This is a genomic window from Galbibacter sp. PAP.153 (assembly GCF_037029175.1).
Lineage (GTDB): Bacteria > Bacteroidota > Bacteroidia > Flavobacteriales > Flavobacteriaceae > Galbibacter > Galbibacter pacificus.
The window spans coordinates 26,153-48,549 of record NZ_JAZEUN010000002.1 but is presented as its reverse complement, the minus strand read 5'-3'; the positions used below and the strand labels follow the sequence as shown (position 1 = coordinate 48,549).

13 protein-coding genes are annotated in these 22,397 nt (G+C 39.4%); 8 read left to right on the top strand and 5 right to left on the bottom strand.

Features of this window, described 5'->3' with window-relative positions; genetic code table 11:
- Positions 1-33 precede the first annotated feature (33 nt).
- The 4 genes from UXI14_RS01020 to UXI14_RS01005 all read left to right on the top strand — a co-directional run bounded on the left by UXI14_RS01020 (position 34) and on the right by UXI14_RS01005 (position 7,859).
- Entirely contained in the window at positions 34-4,416 is a 4,383-nt protein-coding gene (locus tag UXI14_RS01020; protein WP_335964402.1) for a translocation/assembly module TamB domain-containing protein, read from the top strand.
- A 378-nt stretch (positions 4,417-4,794) separates the two neighbouring features.
- The gene (gene pfkA, locus UXI14_RS01015) at positions 4,795-5,781 is read left to right on the top strand and encodes a 6-phosphofructokinase (RefSeq protein ID WP_277898823.1); all 987 of its coding nucleotides are present in this window, start codon (positions 4,795-4,797) and stop codon (positions 5,779-5,781) included.
- Positions 5,782-5,834: 53 nt separating this feature from the next.
- Positions 5,835-6,836, top strand: a complete 1,002-nt coding sequence (gap, locus tag UXI14_RS01010) for a type I glyceraldehyde-3-phosphate dehydrogenase (protein WP_335964401.1) — start codon at positions 5,835-5,837, stop codon at positions 6,834-6,836.
- 165 nt (positions 6,837-7,001) lie between these two features.
- On the top strand, positions 7,002-7,859 hold the full coding sequence (locus tag UXI14_RS01005) for an N-acetylglucosamine kinase (RefSeq protein WP_335964400.1): 858 nt from the start codon (positions 7,002-7,004) through the stop codon (positions 7,857-7,859).
- A gap of 91 nt (positions 7,860-7,950) precedes the next feature.
- Here the strand turns inward: UXI14_RS01005 and UXI14_RS01000 are convergent, their stop codons facing one another.
- The 3 genes from UXI14_RS01000 to UXI14_RS00990 form a co-directional block, all read right to left on the bottom strand.
- Entirely contained in the window at positions 7,951-9,510 is a 1,560-nt protein-coding gene (locus UXI14_RS01000) for a family 10 glycosylhydrolase (protein WP_335964399.1), read from the bottom strand.
- A 99-nt stretch (positions 9,511-9,609) separates the two neighbouring features.
- A complete protein-coding gene (locus UXI14_RS00995; protein ID WP_335964398.1) occupies positions 9,610-11,322 on the bottom strand; it encodes a RagB/SusD family nutrient uptake outer membrane protein in 1,713 nt (570 codons plus the stop codon).
- A 9-nt stretch (positions 11,323-11,331) separates the two neighbouring features.
- Positions 11,332-14,559 carry a TonB-dependent receptor gene (locus UXI14_RS00990; protein WP_335964397.1) on the bottom strand — a complete coding sequence of 1,076 codons (3,228 nt, stop codon included), beginning with the start codon at positions 14,557-14,559 and terminating at the stop codon, positions 11,332-11,334.
- A gap of 255 nt (positions 14,560-14,814) precedes the next feature.
- Between UXI14_RS00990 and UXI14_RS00985 the strand changes: the two genes are divergently transcribed.
- The gene (locus UXI14_RS00985; protein WP_277898829.1) at positions 14,815-15,564 is read left to right on the top strand and encodes a DeoR/GlpR family DNA-binding transcription regulator; all 750 of its coding nucleotides are present in this window, start codon (positions 14,815-14,817) and stop codon (positions 15,562-15,564) included.
- A gap of 47 nt (positions 15,565-15,611) precedes the next feature.
- On the opposite strand, the gene UXI14_RS00980 is transcribed toward UXI14_RS00985, so the two are convergent.
- Both UXI14_RS00980 and UXI14_RS00975 read right to left on the bottom strand, forming a co-directional pair.
- A complete protein-coding gene (locus UXI14_RS00980) occupies positions 15,612-15,992 on the bottom strand; it encodes a RidA family protein (protein ID WP_335964396.1) in 381 nt (126 codons plus the stop codon).
- Between the two features lie 60 nt (positions 15,993-16,052).
- Positions 16,053-18,749, bottom strand: coding sequence for a putative LPS assembly protein LptD (locus UXI14_RS00975; protein WP_335964395.1), 2,697 nt, complete (start codon positions 18,747-18,749; stop codon positions 16,053-16,055).
- Positions 18,750-18,885: 136 nt separating this feature from the next.
- On the opposite strand from UXI14_RS00975, the gene UXI14_RS00970 reads away from it, so the two are divergent.
- From UXI14_RS00970 to UXI14_RS00960, 3 genes are read left to right on the top strand one after another with little or no spacing between them, the layout of a single operon-like run.
- Positions 18,886-20,034 carry an N-acetylmuramoyl-L-alanine amidase gene (locus tag UXI14_RS00970; RefSeq protein ID WP_335964394.1) on the top strand — a complete coding sequence of 383 codons (1,149 nt, stop codon included), beginning with the start codon at positions 18,886-18,888 and terminating at the stop codon, positions 20,032-20,034.
- Between the two features lie 56 nt (positions 20,035-20,090).
- Positions 20,091-21,047 (top strand): MlaD family protein, encoded by a 957-nt coding sequence (locus tag UXI14_RS00965; protein WP_335964393.1) that lies wholly within the window; start codon positions 20,091-20,093, stop codon positions 21,045-21,047.
- A complete protein-coding gene (locus UXI14_RS00960) occupies positions 21,047-22,375 on the top strand; it encodes a (Fe-S)-binding protein (protein WP_335964392.1) in 1,329 nt (442 codons plus the stop codon). The genes UXI14_RS00965 and UXI14_RS00960 overlap by 1 nt, the downstream gene beginning before the upstream one ends.
- Positions 22,376-22,397 lie beyond the last annotated feature (22 nt).

Sequence of the window (22,397 nt, the reverse complement as noted above, 5' to 3'; positions counted from 1 at the left end):
GTGATGGCAAGTATTTTTCTATCCTTACCTTTTGTGCAGACATCCATTGCAAAACGTGCAACCAACTACTTAAACGAAACCTTCAATACAAACATCAATATAGACGAGATACATTTTATTCCCTTTTTTGGCGATGTAAACATTAAAGGGGTTTATGTAGAAGATTATAAAAAGGATACGCTTATCTATATCAACAAATTGAGCACATCTATTTTAAGCCTTCGCAATGTGGTTAAGGGCGATCTGGAGTTTGGCGAGATTAGGGCCGATGAATTGTTGCTTAACCTAAAAATCCACAAGGGCGAAGACAATACCAATTTAAATGTTTTCGTGGACAAGCTCGATAGTGGAGAAGGCGATCCGGACCATCCTTTTTTAATGACTTCTTCTAATATTTCGGTAAAAAAAAGCGAGTTCAGATTGGTAGACGAGAACAAAGAGAACCCTGTAATATTGGGACTCGAAAATTTGCATATTGAAGCCGACTCGTTTAAAATTTTGGGCCCGCAGGTAAATGTCGGGGTAGAGCAGCTGGATTTTACCTCCAAGAAAGGAGTGGTGGTAAACCGTTTAAAAACAGAATTTTCTTACAACAGAACCGAAATGCGATTGGATAGCCTGTCAATCGAAACCCCCGAATCATTTATCAAAGGAGATGTGGTTTTTAATTATGAAGTGGAAGATTTCCGGGATTTTATGAATAAGGTAAAATTAACCGGGCACTTTGACGATTCTACCGTTTCCCTTGACGAGATAAACCTTTATTTTGATGAATTTGGTACCGGAAGGGAAGTAGAACTGTCTTCTAATTTTAAAGGGGTTTTAAACAAGCTCGAAATGAACAATCTTAACATGACATCGCAAAACACACTTATAGACGGCGATTTTGTTTTTAACAATATGTTCGAAAAAGCCAAGCCCTTTAGCATAGATGCCCATTTAAGGAATGTATCGTCCAACTATTACCAGCTTACCAATTTACTGCCGGGCATTTTGGGCAAGGCGTTGCCTTCTTCTTTTCAAAAATTCGGTCAGCTTTCCGTTTTTGGAAACATGCGCATCACCGAGCAGTCGGTTTATGCCAAAGTAAACCTTATTTCGGATATCGGTAAGGGATATTCCGATTTAACGCTTACCAGCATTAACGATATAGACGAGGCCTCGTACAAAGGAACGCTCTCTCTCCAAGATTTTAACATGGGTACCTTTATTGAAAACGATCTGCTGGGCGAAACCGATCTGGATATTCGGGTAGACGGAAAAGGATTTAAGCAGGAGGCCCTCAATACAGAAATAATTGGCGAGGTATATACCGTTGATTACAATGGGTACGAATATAAAAACTTGAAGGTTTCGGGAATTTTAAAGGATCAGCTTTTTGATGGTTCGGTAACTTCTAAAGACGAAAATTTTGATGTTGCCTTTAAAGGATTGGCCGACCTTTCGGGCGACACCAATGAGTTTAAGTTTGTGGCTTCTGTAAACAGGATAGACCTCAATCGCTTAAACTTTGTCGACCGGGACAGTATATCGGTCTTCAAAGGGAACATCGTGGCCGACATGGCAGGAAATACAATGTATGATTTGGCAGGGGAGATAAGCTTTTACAAAACCAATTATACCAACCAGAACGACAGTTATTATTTTGATGATTTTACGGTAACCTCAAAGTTTAAAGGAGACGAACGTATTATTACCGTAAATTCCCCGGACATTATTACCGGGTCTTTAAGGGGCAAGTACAGGGTTAGGGAACTGGGTAATTTGGTGAAAAATTCCATTGGTAGCATTTATACAAATTACGAGCCCGTTGAAATTACACCCGGACAGTATGTAGACTTCAATTTTAAAATATACAACAAGATAATCGAGGTTTTTTTCCCAAAGCTTGAATTTGGGAGCAATACCTTCATAAAAGGGAGCATGGCCGCCGATGAAGGTGATTTTAAGCTGAATTTTAACTCGCCTAAAATTAATGCCAACGGAAATATCTTTGATAATATTCAAATACAAATAGACAACAAAAACCCATTGTACAATACTTATGTTGAAGTAAAGGATATTCAGTCTAATATTTACGATGTAAGCGATTTTAGTTTGATCAACACAAAAATTAACGATACGCTTTTCTTTAGAACAGAATTTAAGGGCGGTAAGGAATTCAACGACGTGTACAACCTTAACTTTTACCACACCTTCAACAACAATCAAGAATCTGTTATTGGCTTAAAACGTTCCCAACTTGGATTTAAGGGAAGAAACTGGATAATTAACGAAAACAACGACACCAATAATAAGGTAAGTTTCAACAAAACCTTGGACACCATAAACATTAGCCAGGTTGTAATGAACTACAAAGACGAACAGATACGCCTGGAAGGAACGCTTATAGACAGTACGTATAAAGATATCGATCTGGAATTTGAAAAAGTAGCACTGGACAAGATAATGCCCAATGTAGACAGCCTAAAACTGGATGGCATTGTAGATGGATATTTAAACATTTTACAGCGAAACAGCAACTATACGCCTTCGTCCAATGTAAAAATTTCAAACTTTGCCGTAAACGATTTGCCATTGGGGAATTTGTTTCTATCTATTCTCGGGAACGACAACCTCACCACTTTTGGGGTAAATGCAAAAATTGTAAATCAAGATACCGAATCGTTGAATATTTTAGGCGAAATTAAACCAACGGAGACCAATACAATGCTGGACCTTAATGCGCATTTGGAAGGGTTGAATCTAAAAGCACTGAGCCCGTTGGGGGGCGATGTAATTTCGGATATGCGGGGGCTTGCATCGGGCGATTTTAAAGTAACAGGCGCCCTGAAAAATCCTGAAATGAACGGAAGCATACAAATAACCGATGGCGGACTTAAAATTCCATATCTAAACGTGGATATGGATTTTGATAAACTTGCCAATGTTGCGCTGGAAGGCCGTGCTTTTAAGTTTGACAATATTGGCCTTATAGACTCAAGGTACAAAACAAAAGCCAGCCTGCGCGGTTCCATAAGTTACGACCATTTTGAAGATTGGTACCTGGATCTCTACCTAGATACCATGGGCGAACGCTTCTTGGTGCTTAATACCGGGCATAAAGAAGAATCTTTGTATTACGGAACGGCTTTTATAAGCGGTAATGCGCAAATTTATGGGCTTACCAACGAAATGATAAATATAGACGTAAATGCAAAAACCGAAAAGGGTACTACGTTTGTCATACCCGTAAGCGATATTACGGAAATCGGGGACACGTCTTTTATTAATTTTATTGAAAAAAACGAAACCGAAGAAGAGGTTGAACAGCGTAAACTAGCCGATGTTCAGGGCATAGAAATGCAGTTCGACCTGGATGTTACCCCCGATGCCGAAATTGAGATTGTAGTAGACCAAAAAACCAGAAGCTCTTTAAAAGGTACCGGCGCAGGAAACCTACTGATTGAGATAAATACCAACGGAAAATTTAGAATGTATGGCGACTTTATTACCTATACAGGGGAGTACCTTTTTAAATACGGAGGCTTTATAAACAAACGCTTTGTAGTACAGCCGGGGGGGACAATTACTTGGGAGGGCGATCCCCTCGACGATGTAGACATGAACATAGCGGCGAAATACTCGTTGTATGCAAACCCAGCGGTATTACTGGATAATGCACAGCTTACCCGAAAAATAGAAACCGATGTAATTATTAGGCTTCAGGGGCAATTAATGCAGCCAAGCCTTGATTACGAAATTAACTTCCCGTCTACCAACGCCGTTATAAACGCCGAGCTTCAATATAGACTGGATGATAATGCAAAACGGGAGCTGCAAGCTTTTTCCCTGCTTTCCCAAGGGGTTTTCTTAAACGAATTGAGCATCAACCAAACAGCAGTTACGGGAAATTTGGTGCAAACGGCATCGAGTTTGTTTAATCAGGTATTAAACTCGGGAGACGGTAAGTTTGATGTGGGCGTTTCTTATGAAATAGGCGAGCGCAACCCAGAACTCGATTTTGTAACCGAAGACCGGCTTGGGGTTACGGTCTCTACACAAATAAGCGATAGGATACTTATTAACGGAAAAGTGGGAGTACCCGTTGGAGGTGTTACCGAAACCGTTGTTGCCGGCGATGTGGAAGTACAGATTTTATTGAATGACGAAGGAAATTTGACCGCCCGGATTTTTAACCGCGAAAACGAAATCCAGCAATTCTTTGCCCAACAACAGGGCTATACGCAAGGTGTTGGGCTTTCTTATCAAGTCGAGTTTGATACTTTTAGGCAATTATTGCGAAAAATCTTTGAGGGAGACCCCGCCAAAGCACAAACAAAAAAAGAACTTAAAAAAGAAGAAGAGGCTACGACCGAAGATGAAAGTATGGGGAACGGCCTCGTAAACTTCCGCACCAAAAAAAGTAAGGAATAAGTCTTTTTTACGTCTATATGGATGAAGTTTTTTTAAGACTGTATTCGGGCCAAAAAAAACAGAAAGCATTGTAGAGTTTTGCGTTGGAATTAAAAAAAATAGGAGCGGTAAACAAAAATGCCATATTCTTACCTTTGGGCTTAATTATCATAATACATTTGGTTATTCTTATAATTACACACAAAAATTTATTACAATAACTGTTAAGAGGGCTCTTTTTTTGTTAATTCAGAAATTCAGACTTAAAAAAAAATAACACATTTGTTAAGAATTTAGCAACGAAAACGATTGAATCTTTCATTATTGTATTTTTAAGCAAAACAATATGAGAAAATTGAAAATTCTTTGGTAGTTTTACCATCCAAATAATAAAAATTAATGTCTGCAAACATCAAAAAAATAGGAGTATTGACGTCCGGTGGCGATGCGCCGGGAATGAATGCTGCCATTAGGGCAGTTGTAAGAACATGTGCATATCATAATATAGAGTGTGTAGGTATATATCGAGGTTACCAAGGTCTTATTGAGGGCGATATGGAGGAACTAACCGCAAGAAGTGTAAGAAATATTATAAATAGGGGCGGTACCATATTAAAATCGGCTCGATCAAAAGATTTTAGGACAAAAGAAGGCAGGGCCAAGGCCCACCAACAATTGGTAGATAACGGAATTGATGCCTTGGTACTAATTGGTGGCGATGGAACCTTTACCGGAGGCGTTGTTTTTAACGAAGAGTTTGGCTATCCCGTAATCGGGATCCCGGGAACCATAGACAACGATATAGATGGTACCATGTATACGCTTGGTTACGACACTGCCTTGAATACCGTGGTAGATGCCATTGATAGAATTCGGGATACCGCAAGTTCGCACGACAGATTATTTTTTATAGAGGTAATGGGGCGCGACTGTGGCCAGCTTGCATTGAACTCTGGTGTTGGTGCCGGAGCCGAGGAAATATTGATTCCAGAAGCAAATAGGGGGCTGGAGCGTTTGCTGCACTCTCTTGAAAGAAGCCGTACCAGTGGAAAGACATCGAGTATAGTAGTGGTTGCCGAAGGCGATAAAACCGGGAAAAATGTTTTTGAGCTTGCATCATATGTAGAAGAAAACCTGCCAAATTACGATATCAGGGTGTCCGTGCTCGGGCATATGCAAAGGGGTGGAAGCCCTACATGTTTCGATAGGGTGCTGGCCAGTAGAATGGGTGTCCGTGCAGTAGAATCGCTCATGGAAGGTAAATCTAATTTCATGGTCGGGATTATAAAAGACGAAATTGTGCTTACACCAATAGAACAGGCCATTAAGGGAAAAACCACTATCGATAAGGAATTGATGAGGGTTTGTGAAATAATGTCAACATAATACTAAAAATAAAAACAACAGATAATTAATAATTTTTTAAAACTTAGAATAACATGTCAACAATTAAGATTGGGATAAACGGATTTGGACGTATAGGAAGATTGGTTTTTAGAGCTACGGTAAAAAGACCAAATGTAGAAATAGTTGCAATTAACGATTTATTGGATGTAGACCATTTAGCTTATTTATTGGAGTACGATTCTGTACACGGTAGATTCGACGGGAAAATTGAAGTAAAAGACGGAAACCTGGTTGTTGATGGAAAAACAATTAGGATTACTGCCGAAAGAGACCCTAAAAACCTTAAGTGGGACGAAGTAGGTGCCGATATCGTTGCCGAATGTACGGGAATATTCACAACTATGGATACGGCTCAGTACCACTTGGATGCAGGTGCTAAAAAAGTTGTAATTTCTGCTCCTTCAAAAGACGCTCCAATGTTTGTAATGGGCGTAAACCACAAAGATGCCAAAGCTTCTGATAGAATAGTGTCCAATGCCTCATGTACAACCAACTGCTTGGCACCGATTACAAAAGTTTTGCATGACAATTTTGGAATAGAAGAAGGTTTAATGACAACCGTACACGCTACAACAGCTACACAATTAACGGTAGACGGACCTTCCAGAAAAGATTACAGGGGCGGGCGTAGTGCAATGCTAAATATTATACCGGCTTCAACCGGCGCTGCAAAAGCAGTTGCCAAAGTAATTCCTGCAATGGAAGGAAAACTTACGGGAATGGCCTTTAGGGTACCGACCGCCGATGTTTCTGTAGTAGACCTTACCGTGAAACTAGGAAAAGACACTTCTTACGAAGAAATTAAAAAAGTAATGAAGTCTGCTTCTGAAAACGAATTAAAAGGAATTTTAGGATATACTGATGAATTGGTAGTTTCACAAGACTTTATTGGGGAAACCTGCACAAGTATTTTTGATGCCGATGCCGGTATTGAGCTAAACTCTAAATTCTTCAAAATTGTTTCTTGGTACGATAACGAAACAGGTTATTCAAACAAATTGGTAGACTTGGCCGAGCATATTAGCGCATTGTAAATAATAATAGATCTTTAAAGTAACCTAAATAGTATTTTAAAAAATAAGCAAACCGAAGCGAAAGGCAGTTTCTATATGCCATTGGGCACAACAACCGTCTTTTGTTTGGGTTTGCTGCAAAAAAATGTAAAACTGTTTGGGTGGCTATTAATTTAAATTTAAAATATGATTTTAATAGTAGATAGTGGTGCAACAAAATCAGATTGGATCGCATTAGATGAAGAAGGTAATAAGTTATTTGTTACTAAAACTTTAGGATTAAGCCCTGAAGTATTAACCAGAGAGATTATAGACGAACGTCTCGCAAATAACTTTGAGCTTTACAAACATCGGAAAGAAGTGACCCAGCTTTATTTTTATGGGGCAGGTTGCGGTACCGAGAGAATGCGAAAGTTTTTAAAGGAAATTTTTAACGAATACTTTATAAACGCCAAAATTTCTGTAAAAGAAGACACATATGCCGCTATTTACGCAACTGTAGAGCCAGACCAGCACGCCATAGTGTGTATTTTGGGTACAGGATCCAATTGTAGTTACTGGGATGGAAAGGAACTTTTTCAAAAGGTAACCTCGCTAGGATATATTTTGATGGACGATTGCAGTGGGAATTATTTTGGAAGACAGCTTTTAAGGGATTACTATTACCATAAAATCCCGGAAAAACTTGCCGTGAAATTTGCCAGTGAATACGACTTGGAAGAAGACAGTATAAAAAATCATTTATACAAACAACCAAACCCGAATACCTATTTGGCAACCTTTGCCAGGTTTTTAATCCAGAACAAAGATGAGGAATATAGCCAGGCTTTGATAAAGAAAGGAATGCAGTTGTTTATTACCAACTCTATAACACAGTTTGAACAGGCAAAAAACGTGCCTGTCCATTTTATAGGGAGCATAGCTTATTACTTGCAAGACGAGTTAAGACAAATATTGCAAGACAACGGCTTGTCCATGGGGAAAGTACTAAGAAGGCCCATAGACGGATTGGTAGATTACCATAAATCTGTTTTGTTTGAATAAAACATAAAAATTGAGCTACAAAAAATGCCCGAACTAAATCAGTCCGGGCATTTTGCATTTAATGAGAACATGTAGGTATTGGTAGGGAAACTTATTCGGTATATATAATTTCTTGTTCTTTAAATTGACTTTGGTTTCCGGTTCGGTCTACAGCAGTAATTCCTATTTTTAGTAGCGGGGAATTTGTTTCTGCATTTAGCAAGGGGATATTTTTTAACAGCGTTGAATTGGTTAAAATCTCATAATCCCATTTTGTTCCCTGATACTGAAAGTAAAAAATATAATGAAAAACATCTTCTGGCTTATGAGCTTTCCAAGTAACAAAAACCTCATCTTTTTTCACATTGATATGAGAAATAGGGTTTTCGGGCGGTATGTTGTCGAGCCATGGACTTGGCGGAACCAGTGCTTTTTTTGCATAGGGCCTTTGTACTATATTAAGAGATAACGTATCGTACTTTATTAGCGGGCCTATGCTCCAATGTACAGTCCCTTTGCTTTTTGGGAGCATTCCACGGCTTATCATGATTTGATTGATGGTTTCGTCAACATTTACTTGCCCGCCCCCGTGGTCAACCCTAATACCGGGCCATAAATGCCTTTGTTGGTAATTTTCATGGCTCCACCATCCTAATAATTCAGGGAAGCTTTGCCCTTGCTTGTTAATTTCCCAATATAGTTGAGGGGTAAAATAATCAATCCATCCTTTATTTAACCAAAGTTTTGCATCGGCATAAAGTTTATTGTACTGGTCATAACCCGTTACAGATTGTGGAGATCCCGGGCGCCATATTCCAAATGGGCTTAAGCCAAACTTAACATATGGTTTTTCTTTTTTTATGGCATGGTATACTATTTTTATAAAGTCGTTAACTTGTTTTCGCCGCCAGTCGCTTCTATTTAATTTGCCTTCAGAATTTTTGTATTGTTGCCAACTTTTATCATCAGGAAAATCTTTCCCGTCATTATAAGAATCGTAAGGATAAAAATAATCATCAAAATGGATACCGTCAATATCGTAGCGTTTAACTATATCTTCAACCACAGATAGCGAATGCTTTTTTGTGGCTTCCAAGGCGGGGTCCATCCACCACATTCCATTGGCCAGTTCAACAACCAGCTCCGGATGTGTTTTAACTATGGAATTTTCTGAAATGGCTCCCCCAGAAGTATGGTGAGCCCTATATGGGTTTAACCAAGCATGTAATTCAAGGCCCCTTTTGTGTGCCTCTTCAACCCAAAACTTCAATGGGTCGTAAAATGGAGCAGGGGGATTTCCTTGTTTCCCTGTGAGGTAGTACGACCATGGTTCGATATTGCTTTGGTATAAAGCATCACATTGGGGCCTTACTTGAAAAATGACAGCATTATAATTATGTTCGACCAAAAAATCCAAAAGTGAAAGAGCTTCTTCTTTTTGCTCTTCAGTTGAAAGCCCTGGTTTGCTTGGCCAGTTAATATTTGCTACCGTGGCCACCCATGCTGCCCTAAACTCTTCTATGTTATAAGGAGTATTTGCTTGCCAGATTTTTGGTTTCTTTTTGGTAATGTCAATCCCGCTTGCCTTGTTGTAATAAGCTGTTTGATACCCCGATTTACAAGAAGCAACAAAAAAAAGAATGAGAATAATTAATTTGAGTTTAAAGTTCATGAATGGTTATTTATTAAAAACATATGTATGGTAACTAGAACAAATTTAAAAGTTCTCCAGAAAATTTTCTGGAGAACTTTTTAGGGTTTAAGATGGTGGCTACCATCCTGGGTTTTGCTCTAAGTCTGCTCCATGATCGCTGTACAGTTTAATTTGATCTAATGGAATTGGACTTAAATATACTTTTGGATCGTCAAAAACCCTTGCAGATTCTGATGCCGATGCAGGAATGATATATCCTGTAGCACCATTGGTAAGGGTAATGCTTTCCAGATTGCTATCTGGATAGTTTGCTTTATCTATCCAAGCCCCACGATTAATATCTTCATTAGACACCATATCGCTGTATTCAAGTTTTTTCCATCTTCTGAGGTCATCCAGCCTGAAGCCTTCCATCATGAGCTCGATTCTACGTTCCCTGCGTATTTCCCATATAACGGAAGGCACTTCTGGGTCCCTGTTCGGGTCATCATACGCTACACCGCCAACAGTAACAGAATTTCCAGATACTTGGAGATGGGGGAGTGCTATTCCAGGACGGTCCCTTAATGCATTTAGCGACTTGTCCAAATCGCTTTGGGTTAGTGCCGGACCACCTATGGAAGCCAATTCGGCTGCTGCTTCGGCATAATTTATAAGGACTTCGCCATAACGTATTACCGGGGCATCGGTTGGGTTTAAGTTTGAACTTCCTTCTGGGTCGTCTTTTATTTGTTCATTTAAAAATTTATGGACGGCAAATCCTGTCGTAGAAAAATTAAAGTCTATTCCATTTAAACGGAGTATATTGGGCACAAAAGTCTCATACATTCTAGGGTCTCTGCTTGCCATTACATTTTCAACCCCCATATCTCCTTGGTAATTTGGAGAAACAGAAATGGGAAGGCCATCATCCATTAAATAAGATTCGATAGCATTTTTTGAAGCCCCCGATTGAGGTTCTTTATTGTTATAACTATTAAGGGCGTGCGTTAAAATACCTGCTTCGTATTCGCGGAATAAAATTACTTCCGGATTATTGGCCAAGCTTAAAGAATTGAATACCTCCCGGTAATTCCCTAAAGAGTAATTCCCTTGATCTATAATTTGTTCACCGGCCCACTTGGAGGCTTCAAGGTATGTTGTGGCTCTTGTATTGTCTCCTATATGATATTTTTGCCAAGTTCCTTCAAAAAGGAATACACGCGACATATATGCCAAAACAACATCGCGATTTACTTCTAGCCCCGGGCTGTCAACATTAGCCCTTACATATTGGGCCGCATATTGAAAATCTTCCAATACTTTGTCCATTACATAGCCACGGTCGTCCCTTGGTTTATAAAGTTCTTCCGTATCTTCTTCGGAAAGTTCTTTGTCGTAATACGGCACATCGCCAAACCGGTTTACAAGGTCATGATATTCAAGCGCCCTAAAAAACCGTCCAACACCTGTCCAATGTTCTATTGCTTCCTGTTCCATAGGTACGGTTTGCACGCGTTCAATAAAAATATTTGCTTTTCTGACCCATGAAAAAGACCAACCACCATTACTTGTGGGCACTTGTTGTGTAAATTGAGGAGGGTTTGAAGGTGCAAAATCGTCGTTTAATGCTTGTCCGGAAAAATAGTCGCCCCAAGTATATCCAGAACCATAACCGGTAAAATAGCCTGTATAAAAACCAAAAGCAAAAGTTCTTACGTTGCCTTCGTTGGTCCAGTATGTTTCGTCAACTAATTGGTCTTGTGGAGGCACTTCAAGGTAATCTTTTTCGCATCCTATTAGTAATAATAAGGAAAAGATAATTGTTGTTATTTTGTATTTCGTTTTCATTTTTTTTATTTAGAAGGTTAATTGAAGTCCAAATGAAAATGATCTTCTAAAGGGATATACCCTGCCAAAAGTAGAAGTGTCGTTCAATCCGGCAGTTGTATAGTCAACTTCAGGATCTACGGGAACTTGGGCATCTGTAAATTCAAACAGATTTTCGCCACTGAAATATATTCTAAGCCTGTTTACATGAAACTTAGACGTAAGCGATTCTGGAATGGTATATCCAAAAGCCATGTTTTTCATTCTTATGTACGACATGTCAAGAAGGTATTTGGTTTGCGGCAAGAAATTCATAGCATCGTTGGATTGTCCTTGATCGTTGGGCCTTGGGTAATATGCATCTGGATTTTCGGGGGTCCAATAATCCAATTGGTGAGTATACCAACCTTCGCCATACCGATATCCAGGGATAAATACCGGTCCATTGGCCCAAAAATCCCGTTTGGCCACCCCTTGCAGAAACATGCTAAAGTCGAAACCTTTCCAATCTGCCCTAAATTGAAACCCGTATTGATAACGTGGTGTTGTGTTACCAATTACTTTCATGTCTCCAGAATCTCCTACGGTTTCCGTGCCATAATTTATAACGCCGTCGCCATTTAAATCTTTGTATTTAATATCTCCCGGGCCATATTTAAACCAGCCATTGGTTTCAAATATTTCCTGACTGGGAACACCATCTGCATAGCTTCCATCAGAATTGAAATCAGATTCGTTGAAAAAGCGGTCGGTTTCATACCCCCAAATTTCACCAATCTTTTTTCCTTTATAATAAGAGTTGATACCTTGTGTTTCATTTTCGTATTTTGTGATTTCTTCGGTAAAATCGCTTAGCGTGGCTATGGCGCTAATGCTTAGCCCGTTGCTAAATTGATGTTTGAAATCTACTGAAAGTTCCCAACCGGTTGTTTGCAACTCTCCGTAATTTCTGGTTGGGGATGATGTGCCAAAAGTATTGGGGAGCGTAACTCCTGGACTGTGCATATCGCTTACGGTCCTTTGATACCAGTCGAAAACAATGCCCAATTTGTTATTGAAAAATTTAGAATCAAAGCCAAAATCCATGGTGGTTACTGTCTCCCATGTAAGTGAGGCAGGAAGTGCCCCGGGAGTACCTACCGTAACTTGGTTTTGTGCATCGATGAGCCATCCAGAATTGGAAGATGACATGACCCGGTATATATTAGACAAATATGTGTTCTGGTTTCCTACAGACCCATAAGACCCTCTTAACTTTAAGAAAGAAAGAGTGGGTTGCAGGCTTTTCATAAAGTTTTCCTCGGTGAGGACATAACCTGCCGAAAACGATGGGAAATACCCCCATTCTTGATCGGGGGAAAGTCTTGAAGAACCATCATAACGAGCATTTACTTCTAACAATATTTTGTTTTTATATGCATAGTTTACACGCGCAAAAAAACCTAGAGTGGTCCATTTATCACGATTACCACCTATAAATTGATCTCCGGTTGCCAATTCCAGTTCTCCTTGATCTGGATTTAAAAGATTTCTTCTTTGTGAATACTGAAACCAATACTCATATTTCTCCATGTCACTACCAACAGTAAAATCGAATTTATGCACATCGTCAAATGTTTTGGTGTAATTGCCAAATACTTTTGCGGTGTTCCTTCTGCTCCATTCAGAATTGTATTGAACCCTATCGTATGCGGGGCTGCTGTATGGAACATAGGAAAAATCGGCTCCTTGTGCCCAAAAATTATAAGCATACAAAGTGCCTCCAGTTTGATGTTCGTGTTCTTCTATTCTATCATGTGTAAAATCGAAATTAACAGAAAAATTATCAGAAGGGGTTATGGTAGTCCCTAGATTTAGGCGCGACAAGGAATAATCGTTTTTATTCATTTTTGCTTGTTCGACCTCTGATATATGATTTCGGAAAGGTTTGCCATCCAGTGTGCCATAAGGATAAAAAGCCGGCCATCTGGTAGTGTAATACCAGGCATCGTACGTTGCACTACCAAACGCAAATGGTTCTGTTGTTATTGAATTGGTGTTGAGTACTTTTGCCCGGACATCCAACCAATCTGTAACAGATGTATTGATGCTTAAATTTACGTTGTAACGTTCGTATTTATCAGGATTGGTTTTATATACTCCCCCTTGGTTTAGGTACCCAAGCCCTAAATAATAATTGGTGTTTTTGCTTCCTCCCGATACCGAGACATCGTGTTTTTGCTGCAATGCCCATTCTTTTACAAATAATTCACGGGGGTCCCATGACCTATAAAAAAACAAGCGTCCGTCCCTTATTTCAAAATCTCGTCCTTCAACCATTTCCATGCCCAAATCTTGACCGCCGTATAGTTCTTCCCATTCTCTCATTTTTTGTATTGCAGTTTGGTCTATGTACATGCCTACAACACCAAAAGCATCCAAAGATGGAATCCTTCTATTTACGGCAGCGAAAGCCATTTCTGCACCTTCTGCCGCAGGCGCTACTTTGGGTGTTACGGTAGGGGTTGCCCATGAAAAATTATTGGAATAACTTATGGTAGGTGCCTGCTCCCTCCGGCCGTTTTTTGTGGTTATTAAAATAACGCCCCATGCACCTCTAGACCCGTAAATGGAAGTTGAGGCTGCATCTTTTAAAACAGAGATATTTGCTACATCTTCCGGGTTTATGGATTGTAAGCTTTGTATTTCCACATTATCAACCAAGATTAATGGTTGTGCCCCGCCCGGCGTTCCAAGGGTGCCAATGGAGCCCCGTAACTTTATAATAGGGTCTTGGCCTATTTGTCCACTCGATGATAACACGGTTAATCCAGGAGATACTCCTTGTAATCCACGGCCAATATCGGTAATCGGTCGAGATTCTAAGACCTCGGCATCAATAGAGGCAACGGCTCCCGTTAAGTTTCTTTTTTTCTGGCTACCATAACCAACAACAACAACTTCTTCCAAACCTGTTATGTCTAACTCCAATTTTATGCTAACAATAGTTTGGTTATGCAACGGTAGCTCCTTAGTGGCAAAGCCAATAGACGAGAAGACCAGAACATTGTCTTCATTTTGCGGCACGCTGATTAAAAATTTGCCATCAAAATCGGTAACTACACCATTGGTAGTATTTTTCAGGATTACATTGGCTCCGGGTATCGGAACACCATCTGGATCGTAAACAACGCCGGTAATTTCTTTGGTTTGTCCCCATGCCGTTAAACAACAGCTAATGGATAAAAACCAGAAAATGAATTTTAATTTTCTTTTCATTGTTTTAGGAATTTAGGTTGATTAAATAGATTTAGATTGTTTCTCAATCCATAGCGCCGAAGTTATATTTATGGTTTTTTTGGGCTGTTTTGTTATAAATATATAAAAGTCGACTGTTAAATTTAGGTAAAATATTGCATAAGACTGCAAAATATTGCAGTTTTTTATGTAAAAAATCCATTATTTTAAATTAAAGCATATGATAATTGCATTTTTTTACCGTATTTTGTCAAATATTACTAATATTGAAAATCTGTGTTAAAAGCCGAAAGAAAGCGAGTGATTCTAAATGAGGTTAGAATTCACAATAGAGTTTTATTAACTGATATTGCCGAAATTTTAAAAGTTTCCGTTGATACTATTCGACGTGATATTACAGAGCTGCATAAAGAAAAACAGCTTAAAAAAGTCCACGGAGGTGCTATTTCCTTGGGGTTTGATAATTACGATACTGGCCGGAAAAATATCTATTCTTTAGAATTAAAGACCAAGATTGCCCAGAAAGGAATCGAACTCTTAAAAAAAGGACAGGTTGTTTTGTTAAGTGGTGGAACTACAAACATGGAATTGGCCAGATTGATACCCCCGGACCTTGAAATAACATGTTTTACCCCAAGTATACCAGTTGCCAACCAATTAATGACAAAGCATAATGTTGAACTTATTGTTATAGGCGGGAAGGTTTCCAAGGGATCGCAAATATCTATTGGGGGAGAGGCATTAAATCTCCTTTCCGACATAAAGGTAGATTTGTGTTTTATGGGAACAAATTCCATCGATGCAAATCATGGCCTGACAGAGTTTGATTGGGAAATCGTTCAGCTCAAAAAAACAATGATGAAAGCTTCAAGGAAAATTGTTTGCCCGGTTATATCAGAAAAATTAAATACGGTTCAACGCTATAAAATATGCAATATTGATGATATCGATATTTTAATTACCGAACTTTCTCCGGAAAATGAAAAACTAGCCGTATTTAAACATAAAAAAATATCAATTTTATAAAAGCCAGCTTTTGACTGTCGGGATAGGTTTTTCTGTTTAATGAATCTTTATTTCACGGCAATCATGGATATTTCAACATTTACGTTTTTAGGCAATGTAGAAACTTCTACGGTTTCCCTGGCGGGTGCAGTGGCTTCGTCAAAATGAGCTCCGTAGATGGTATTTATTTTTGCAAAATCGTTCATGTCGTTTAAAAAAATAGAACTTTTCACTACATTATCAAAAGTCATCCCGGCAGCTTCCAAGACTGCTTTTAGATTATGCATTACTTGCTTGGCTTCGTCTTCAACGCCTGTGGAAATCAGTTGGTTTGTTTTTGGGTCGATGGCTATTTGCCCCGAAACAAATAAAGTATTGCCCGCTAAAATTGCTTGATTGTATGGGCCCAAGGGCGCAGGAGCTTTGTCGGTGTTAATTATTTTTTTCATATGTTTTATTTTGGTTGAATATAAGGTTTAATTTTTATGCCTTATGCCTTATGCCTTATGCTACAGCCTCTTATCCGGTTCGCTTCGTTTTTCCCATTTAAGGTCGCTCAACATGGACGATTTAATACCAATAAAGAAAAACCAAGAAGCCCTATTGCTAAAAGGTACCCAGTTAAAATTAAGCCTAAAGCTTTTTAAGTCCCGGGCAAACCTCAATTGGGTATATGTAAACCCTTTTTGTTTAAAATCGTATCCCGAGGAAACACCGACCTTCCACTGTGGAGAAAGCTCTATATTTCCCGAAAACATAAGCGAGTTATTAGAAATTTCGCTTTCCCTGTTTCTGTTGGAATAGGTCAGGGAATATGCCATTCTAAGATCCCAAGGAAGTTTTGCCGCATAGGCTTCTGCCGGGATGTCTTCTTTTTCTTCATCATCTTCATCTGCAAAAGTCCGTTCGTCGCTAAAATCTTGTGCGCGCCCAAATAAATCGTCGTCACGCCCGCCACTTTGGGTATTGTCTACTTGTTCTTTGTCTTCCTCGCCCGAAAATGTCTTGCTGTTTATGGAGTAACTTACATTTACATTGGCTTGGGTCAACCTAAACAGGCTTCCGCCGTTTTCGTAATTAAAAACATCTATCCGGGTTCCGGTATTGTCGATGGCATAGGGATCTAAAGTAGCACCAAAATTTACGTTCATCTTGTTTTGGAAAAACTGAGTTCCACCACTCATCCGGACAGGGCTCCAAGGGAGCGAATCGGCAACAATATTGTATGAGGTGCTAAAGTTAAGGTTGTTTAAGAGCATGACCTTTTTGGGTTCTGTAGCTGTGGTGTCTTTGTCCCTTACTTTTGCCTCGACCACATTACTTAAAGATAAACCTATGCTGTTGGAGTTATTAAGGCTGGGTTGCCCGTAAATACCGTTTTCGAATCTAGTATACTCACGTTCCACACCATCTTCTCCAATATATTCATCATAATATTGGTCGAAAGCTGGTGTATACCCATAACTTATGGATGGCCTGACGGTATGGCGGATTGCTTGTATTTTTTTGTCTTCCCCAAAAACAAAGGTCCCATAAAGTGTGGTACCAAGGCTGGCATTGAAATTATAGGTGCCAAACCTGTCAAAACCACTTATGGTGTCAATGGTTGCTTCTTCTAATATAGAATCATAATCATTTCGATGAATGGTTTTTAACTGCCATACTTCGTTGTAATTGGCTCCTACGGAAGTACTGAAAAACTTAAAGATTTTAAAGTTCGTACTAATGGGAATGGTGTGTTGAAACCCAACTTTTGCATTGTCGAACATTTCCTTTTTAAAAAGAAGCGTATCAATAGTACTTATCCTGTTTTCTGCCCTAAAATTATATTGAAAGTTAATATTTTGTATAATCCCTTTTTTGGCACCATCCCTTTTTGCAAACGGAAAAATACGTTCCATGCTGGCCTGCAAGGTTGGCAATGTCATATTTACCGATTGGTCTCTGGTATTTTGCTGAATGGAAGTGGTAGCGTTTAAATTTACCATGGGATAGCCCGGAAATGTTTTATTGTACGAAATAGACGATTGCAATGTATTGTTTAGGAAGTTGGGCGTGTTTAATTGGTTAAATGAATTTTGGTAATATTGACTACTACCAAAATTAACCGACGCCGATAACCTGGAATTTGGGTTGGCTTTTGCATCCTGGCTATGGTTCCATTGAATATTGTATATGGTACTCCTGCTATAATCTGGAAAACCGCGTTGGCTCTCTACATTATTTTCGTACCTAAAGCGCAATGCGCCCCTAAATTTATAGCGTTTTGCATAATTGGTTTCCGTTCGAAGACCATAGCTTCCGTTGGTATAATAATCTCCAAGTAAGGCCAGGTCGAAATAATCGCTTATGGCAAAATAATAACCACCATTTTGCAGGGAATACCCCCGTCTGTTTGTTTGCCCGGGGGTTGGCATGATAATCCCGGAATTTCTACGTTCTTGCGACATGGGGAAATAGGCAAATGGTACGGCAATGGGCGTAGGCACATCGGCAATGTACATATTGCTAAACCCTGCTATGATTTTTTTGTTAGGCACAAATTTACCTTTCCGTACACGTATGTAATAATCGGGGTCGTCAATATCTTCGGCGGTCGTTATCCTACCTTCCCTTAAAAAGTATACCGAGTCGTTTTCTTTCTTTACGGTTTCGGCAAAAACGCTCATCGATTCGCCCATGGACTGCTCGGTCCTGGAATTAAAAATAAGGGCTTTTTTGGTGTCGAAATTAAACCTTATGGAATCGGGTTCCACAATGTTATTCCCCTGCTTAAAATACGGAGGTTGAATTAATGCGCCGGTGGAGTCTTTTATACGTCCGGCATGGACCTCGTTGGTAGTATAGTCAATAACAATAATCCCCGACTTTAATTCGTAATCCTGGTAATAAACTTCGGCTTCGTTATAGAGGTAGATTTTATTTTCCTTACGGCTCATTTTCATATAATCTTTGGCCTTGTAGTCTATTTTCCCCTGTAGAAAACCTTGTTTGGTAGTGTCTTTAGATATGGAGTCTGTTTCGGTTGTGTCAACAACGGCCAAGCTTGTTAAAACTTCACTGGCATTAATTTTAAGGGAGTCTGTTTGCTCTTTTTCGGCCTTAATGTCCAGCGCTTGAACTTTAGGTCTTTCTTGGGCATAAAAAAAACCACTGAAAAACAGAGTTAATAGCGCTAAAAGTATGTAACGTTTCTTTGCTCGCAAAGCTTTTAATCCTATTTTTGTATAAAGAATGGCTTGGTTTTTGACGTGCCAAACATACGTATATTTTTTGGTCTGTTTGGTATAGATTAACAAATTTTAATCAAAATAAATAACTGCCATAAACCGTTATTATTTTATGAAGAGATTTTTTGGTGTCCTGTTTTTAGGGATGAGTTTATTAATAACACAGCCTATATTTTCATTTGAAAAAAATAAACCCAATGATGGCAAATTTACCGTTGTTCTTGATGCTGGTCATGGTGGTCATGATCCTGGGAATTTGGGTAATGGGTTTAAAGAGAAAGATATAGCATTGAAGATTGTGCTTAAAGTGGGTGCAATTTTAGAGAAGCATCCAGATATTAAGGTAATTTACACTAGGGACGACGATAGCTTTGTAGACCTATACGTTAGAGGAAAAATAGCCAACGAGGCAAAAGCAGACCTTTTTGTGTCGGTGCATTGTAATTCTCATGGTTCCAGTGCGCATGGTACAGAAACTTTTGTATTGGGGCTTCATGCAAACAAAAGAAATTTTGAAGTAGCCAAAAAAGAGAACTCGGTTATTTATTTGGAGGACGATTACGAGGTAAATTATGCTGGTTACGATATTAATTCTCCCGAATCGTTTATTGGCTTAACAATTATGCAGGAAGAATTTTTGGATCAAAGTGTGTTCTTGGCAAAATCTATTCAGGATAATTTTACCGATAAGTTAAAACGTGTGGACAGAGGGGTTAAACAGGCGGGGTTTATTGTGCTCCACCAAACATTTATGCCCAGCGTATTGGTAGAAACCGGGTTTTTAACATACAAACCAGAAGGGTCTTACTTGAATTCAAACAAAGGAAAGTCGGACATGGCCACTTCCATAGCCGATGCCATTTTAAAGTATAAAAAGCATGTCGAGGAGAATATTGGCGACGATTTTTCATTTGAGGTAAAAGATCATTCATCGGGACAGGTTGCCACAGAACAAACCGACGTTTCCGGAAATTCTTCAGATGTGGTAACTGCCGAAGGGGTAACCTTTAGGGTACAAATAGCGGCCGGGTCCAGTGCCATAGAAACCAAAGCCTACAATTTTAAAGGCCTTTCTCCCATCAGCAGGGAAAAAGAAGGGAGTATTTACAGGTATTATTACGGCGAAGTAACAAATTACGATGATGTAAAACGCATGCAGCAAGAAGCAATAAGCAAAGGATACAAAAGTAGTTTTGTGGTAGCTTTTAAAAACGGCGAGAAGGTTAAAGTGAAATCTGTGCTCAATTCCATATCAAATTAAAGCCAATCTTAAGAAATTATTTCTAATTTTGTTGCTTATAGTATAAAAAAAAGCTTTTGAAATTAACTAAAGAATTAAAAACCGGAATTATAGTAGTAGGTGGCATTGTGCTGTTTATTCTAGGCTTTACTTTTTTAAAGGGAAGCGACCTCTTTAATTCCAGCCGGACTTATTATGCCGTATACGAGAACGTAAACGGGCTTTCTACGGGAACATCCGTAAGCATTAATGGGTTGCAGGTAGGGAATATTAAAGATATAAGTTTTGTTAATGGTGAAGGAAATCTACTCATTACCTTTACGGTCAACAGCGAGTTTCAATTTTCGAAAAATAGTGTAGCCGAAATATACGACACCGGAATTATAGGAGGTAAAAGCTTGCGTATTGTTCCTGTTTACGATAGGAGCGAACGCTCCAAATCTGGAGATACCTTAAAGACCAATGTACAGCCAGGACTAACCGAGCTGGTAACCCAAAAGCTGGGACCCTTGCAAAGTAGCCTTGACGGGGTGTTGAAAAATGCCGACTCGGTTATGGCCGGGGTAGACGATATTTTGGATGAAGAAAGCCGTGCAAATATAAAATCCAGTCTGGCCAACCTGGACAAGGTTATTTATAATTTTAGCCAGGCATCGGGAACGCTTAATGCATTGTTGGCAAACAATAAAGATAAATTAGACAGGTCTTTGACCAATATAGACAATCTTACAACCAATCTATCCATGGTAAGCGATACGCTTGCACAGGCCAATATTGGCGAAGCCATAGGCGATCTTCAGTCCAGCATGGCAAAATTGGATGATATTATGACCAAAATCGAATCTGGAGATGGATCTGTAGGAAAATTGTTGAACGATGAAGAATTGTATAAAAACCTCACCGATGCCTCTTTGGAACTAGAGCTGCTATTGGAAGACCTTAGATTGAACCCGAAACGGTACGTACATTTTTCGTTATTCGGGAAAAAACCCAAACCATACGAAGCCCCCGAAGAAGAAACCAATAACGAGTAATGAGCTATATTTCCCAAATACTATTTGCTGTTGTATTAGTAGCCGGCATCGGTTACTTTGCCATTAATGTTAAAAAACTTGTCAGGAACATCAGGCTTGGAAGGGCAATAGACCGTACCGATAATAAGGCCGAACGGTGGAAAAACATGGCACGTATTGCCTTAGGGCAACAAAAAATGGTGGTGAGGCCATTGGCAGGGTTTCTCCATATTATTGTATATGCAGGATTTATCATTATAAACATAGAGGTATTAGAAATTATTATCGACGGGCTCTTTGGTACCCACCGTATTTTTTCATTTTTAGGAGGGTTCTATAGCTTTTTAATAGCTTCTTTTGAAATATTGGCCGTATTGGTTATTGTAGCAGTGGCCGTATTTTGGGCCCGAAGAAACATTGTTAAATTAAAGCGTTTCTTTTATCCAGAGATGAAAGGGTGGCCAAAAAACGATGGGAACATTATTTTATATTTTGAAGCAGTGCTTATGTGCCTGTTCTTAACCATGAACGGTGCCGATTATACGCTTCAACAAATGGGGGCAGAACATTACACAATGGCCGGAACCTTTCCGGTAAGTCAGTTTTTGGTGCCGTGGTTCGAAAACTATAGCACCGCAACCCTTATTTTTATAGAACGGACGGCTTGGTGGCTACATATTGTGGGAATATTGGCATTTTTAAATTATCTATACTTTTCCAAACATTTACATATTTTACTGGCTTTTCCAAATACATGGTATGCCAATTTAAAACCAAAAGGCGAATTTAACAACTTGGAATCGGTTACCAAGGAGGTGCAGTTAATGATGGATCCCAATGCAGATCCTTTTGCCGCACCGGCCGAAGATGAGGGAGATGATATGCCGGAAAAGTTTGGGGCTTCAGATGTATCCGACCTTAATTGGGTACAGCTTTTAAACGCATATACCTGTACCGAATGCGGGCGCTGTACCAGCGAATGTCCGGCAAGCCAAACCGGAAAAAAATTGTCCCCGCGCAAAATAATGATGGACACAAGGGACCGTTTAGAAGAAGTAGGAAAAAACATGGATGCCAACAAAGGCGAGTTCAAGGAAGATGGAAAACAATTGTTGGACGATTATATAAGCCGGGAAGAACTTTGGGCATGTACCACGTGCAATGCCTGTGTCGAGGCCTGTCCGGTAAGCATTAACCCGCTTTCCATCATTATGGATATGAGGAGGTATTTGGTAATGGAACAGTCGGCCGCACCAATGGAATTGAACAATATGATGGGGAATATTGAAAACAATGCTGCCCCGTGGCCATATAACCAAATGGATAGGCTGAACTGGAAAAATGAGTAAACATAAACCAATAAATAAAGCT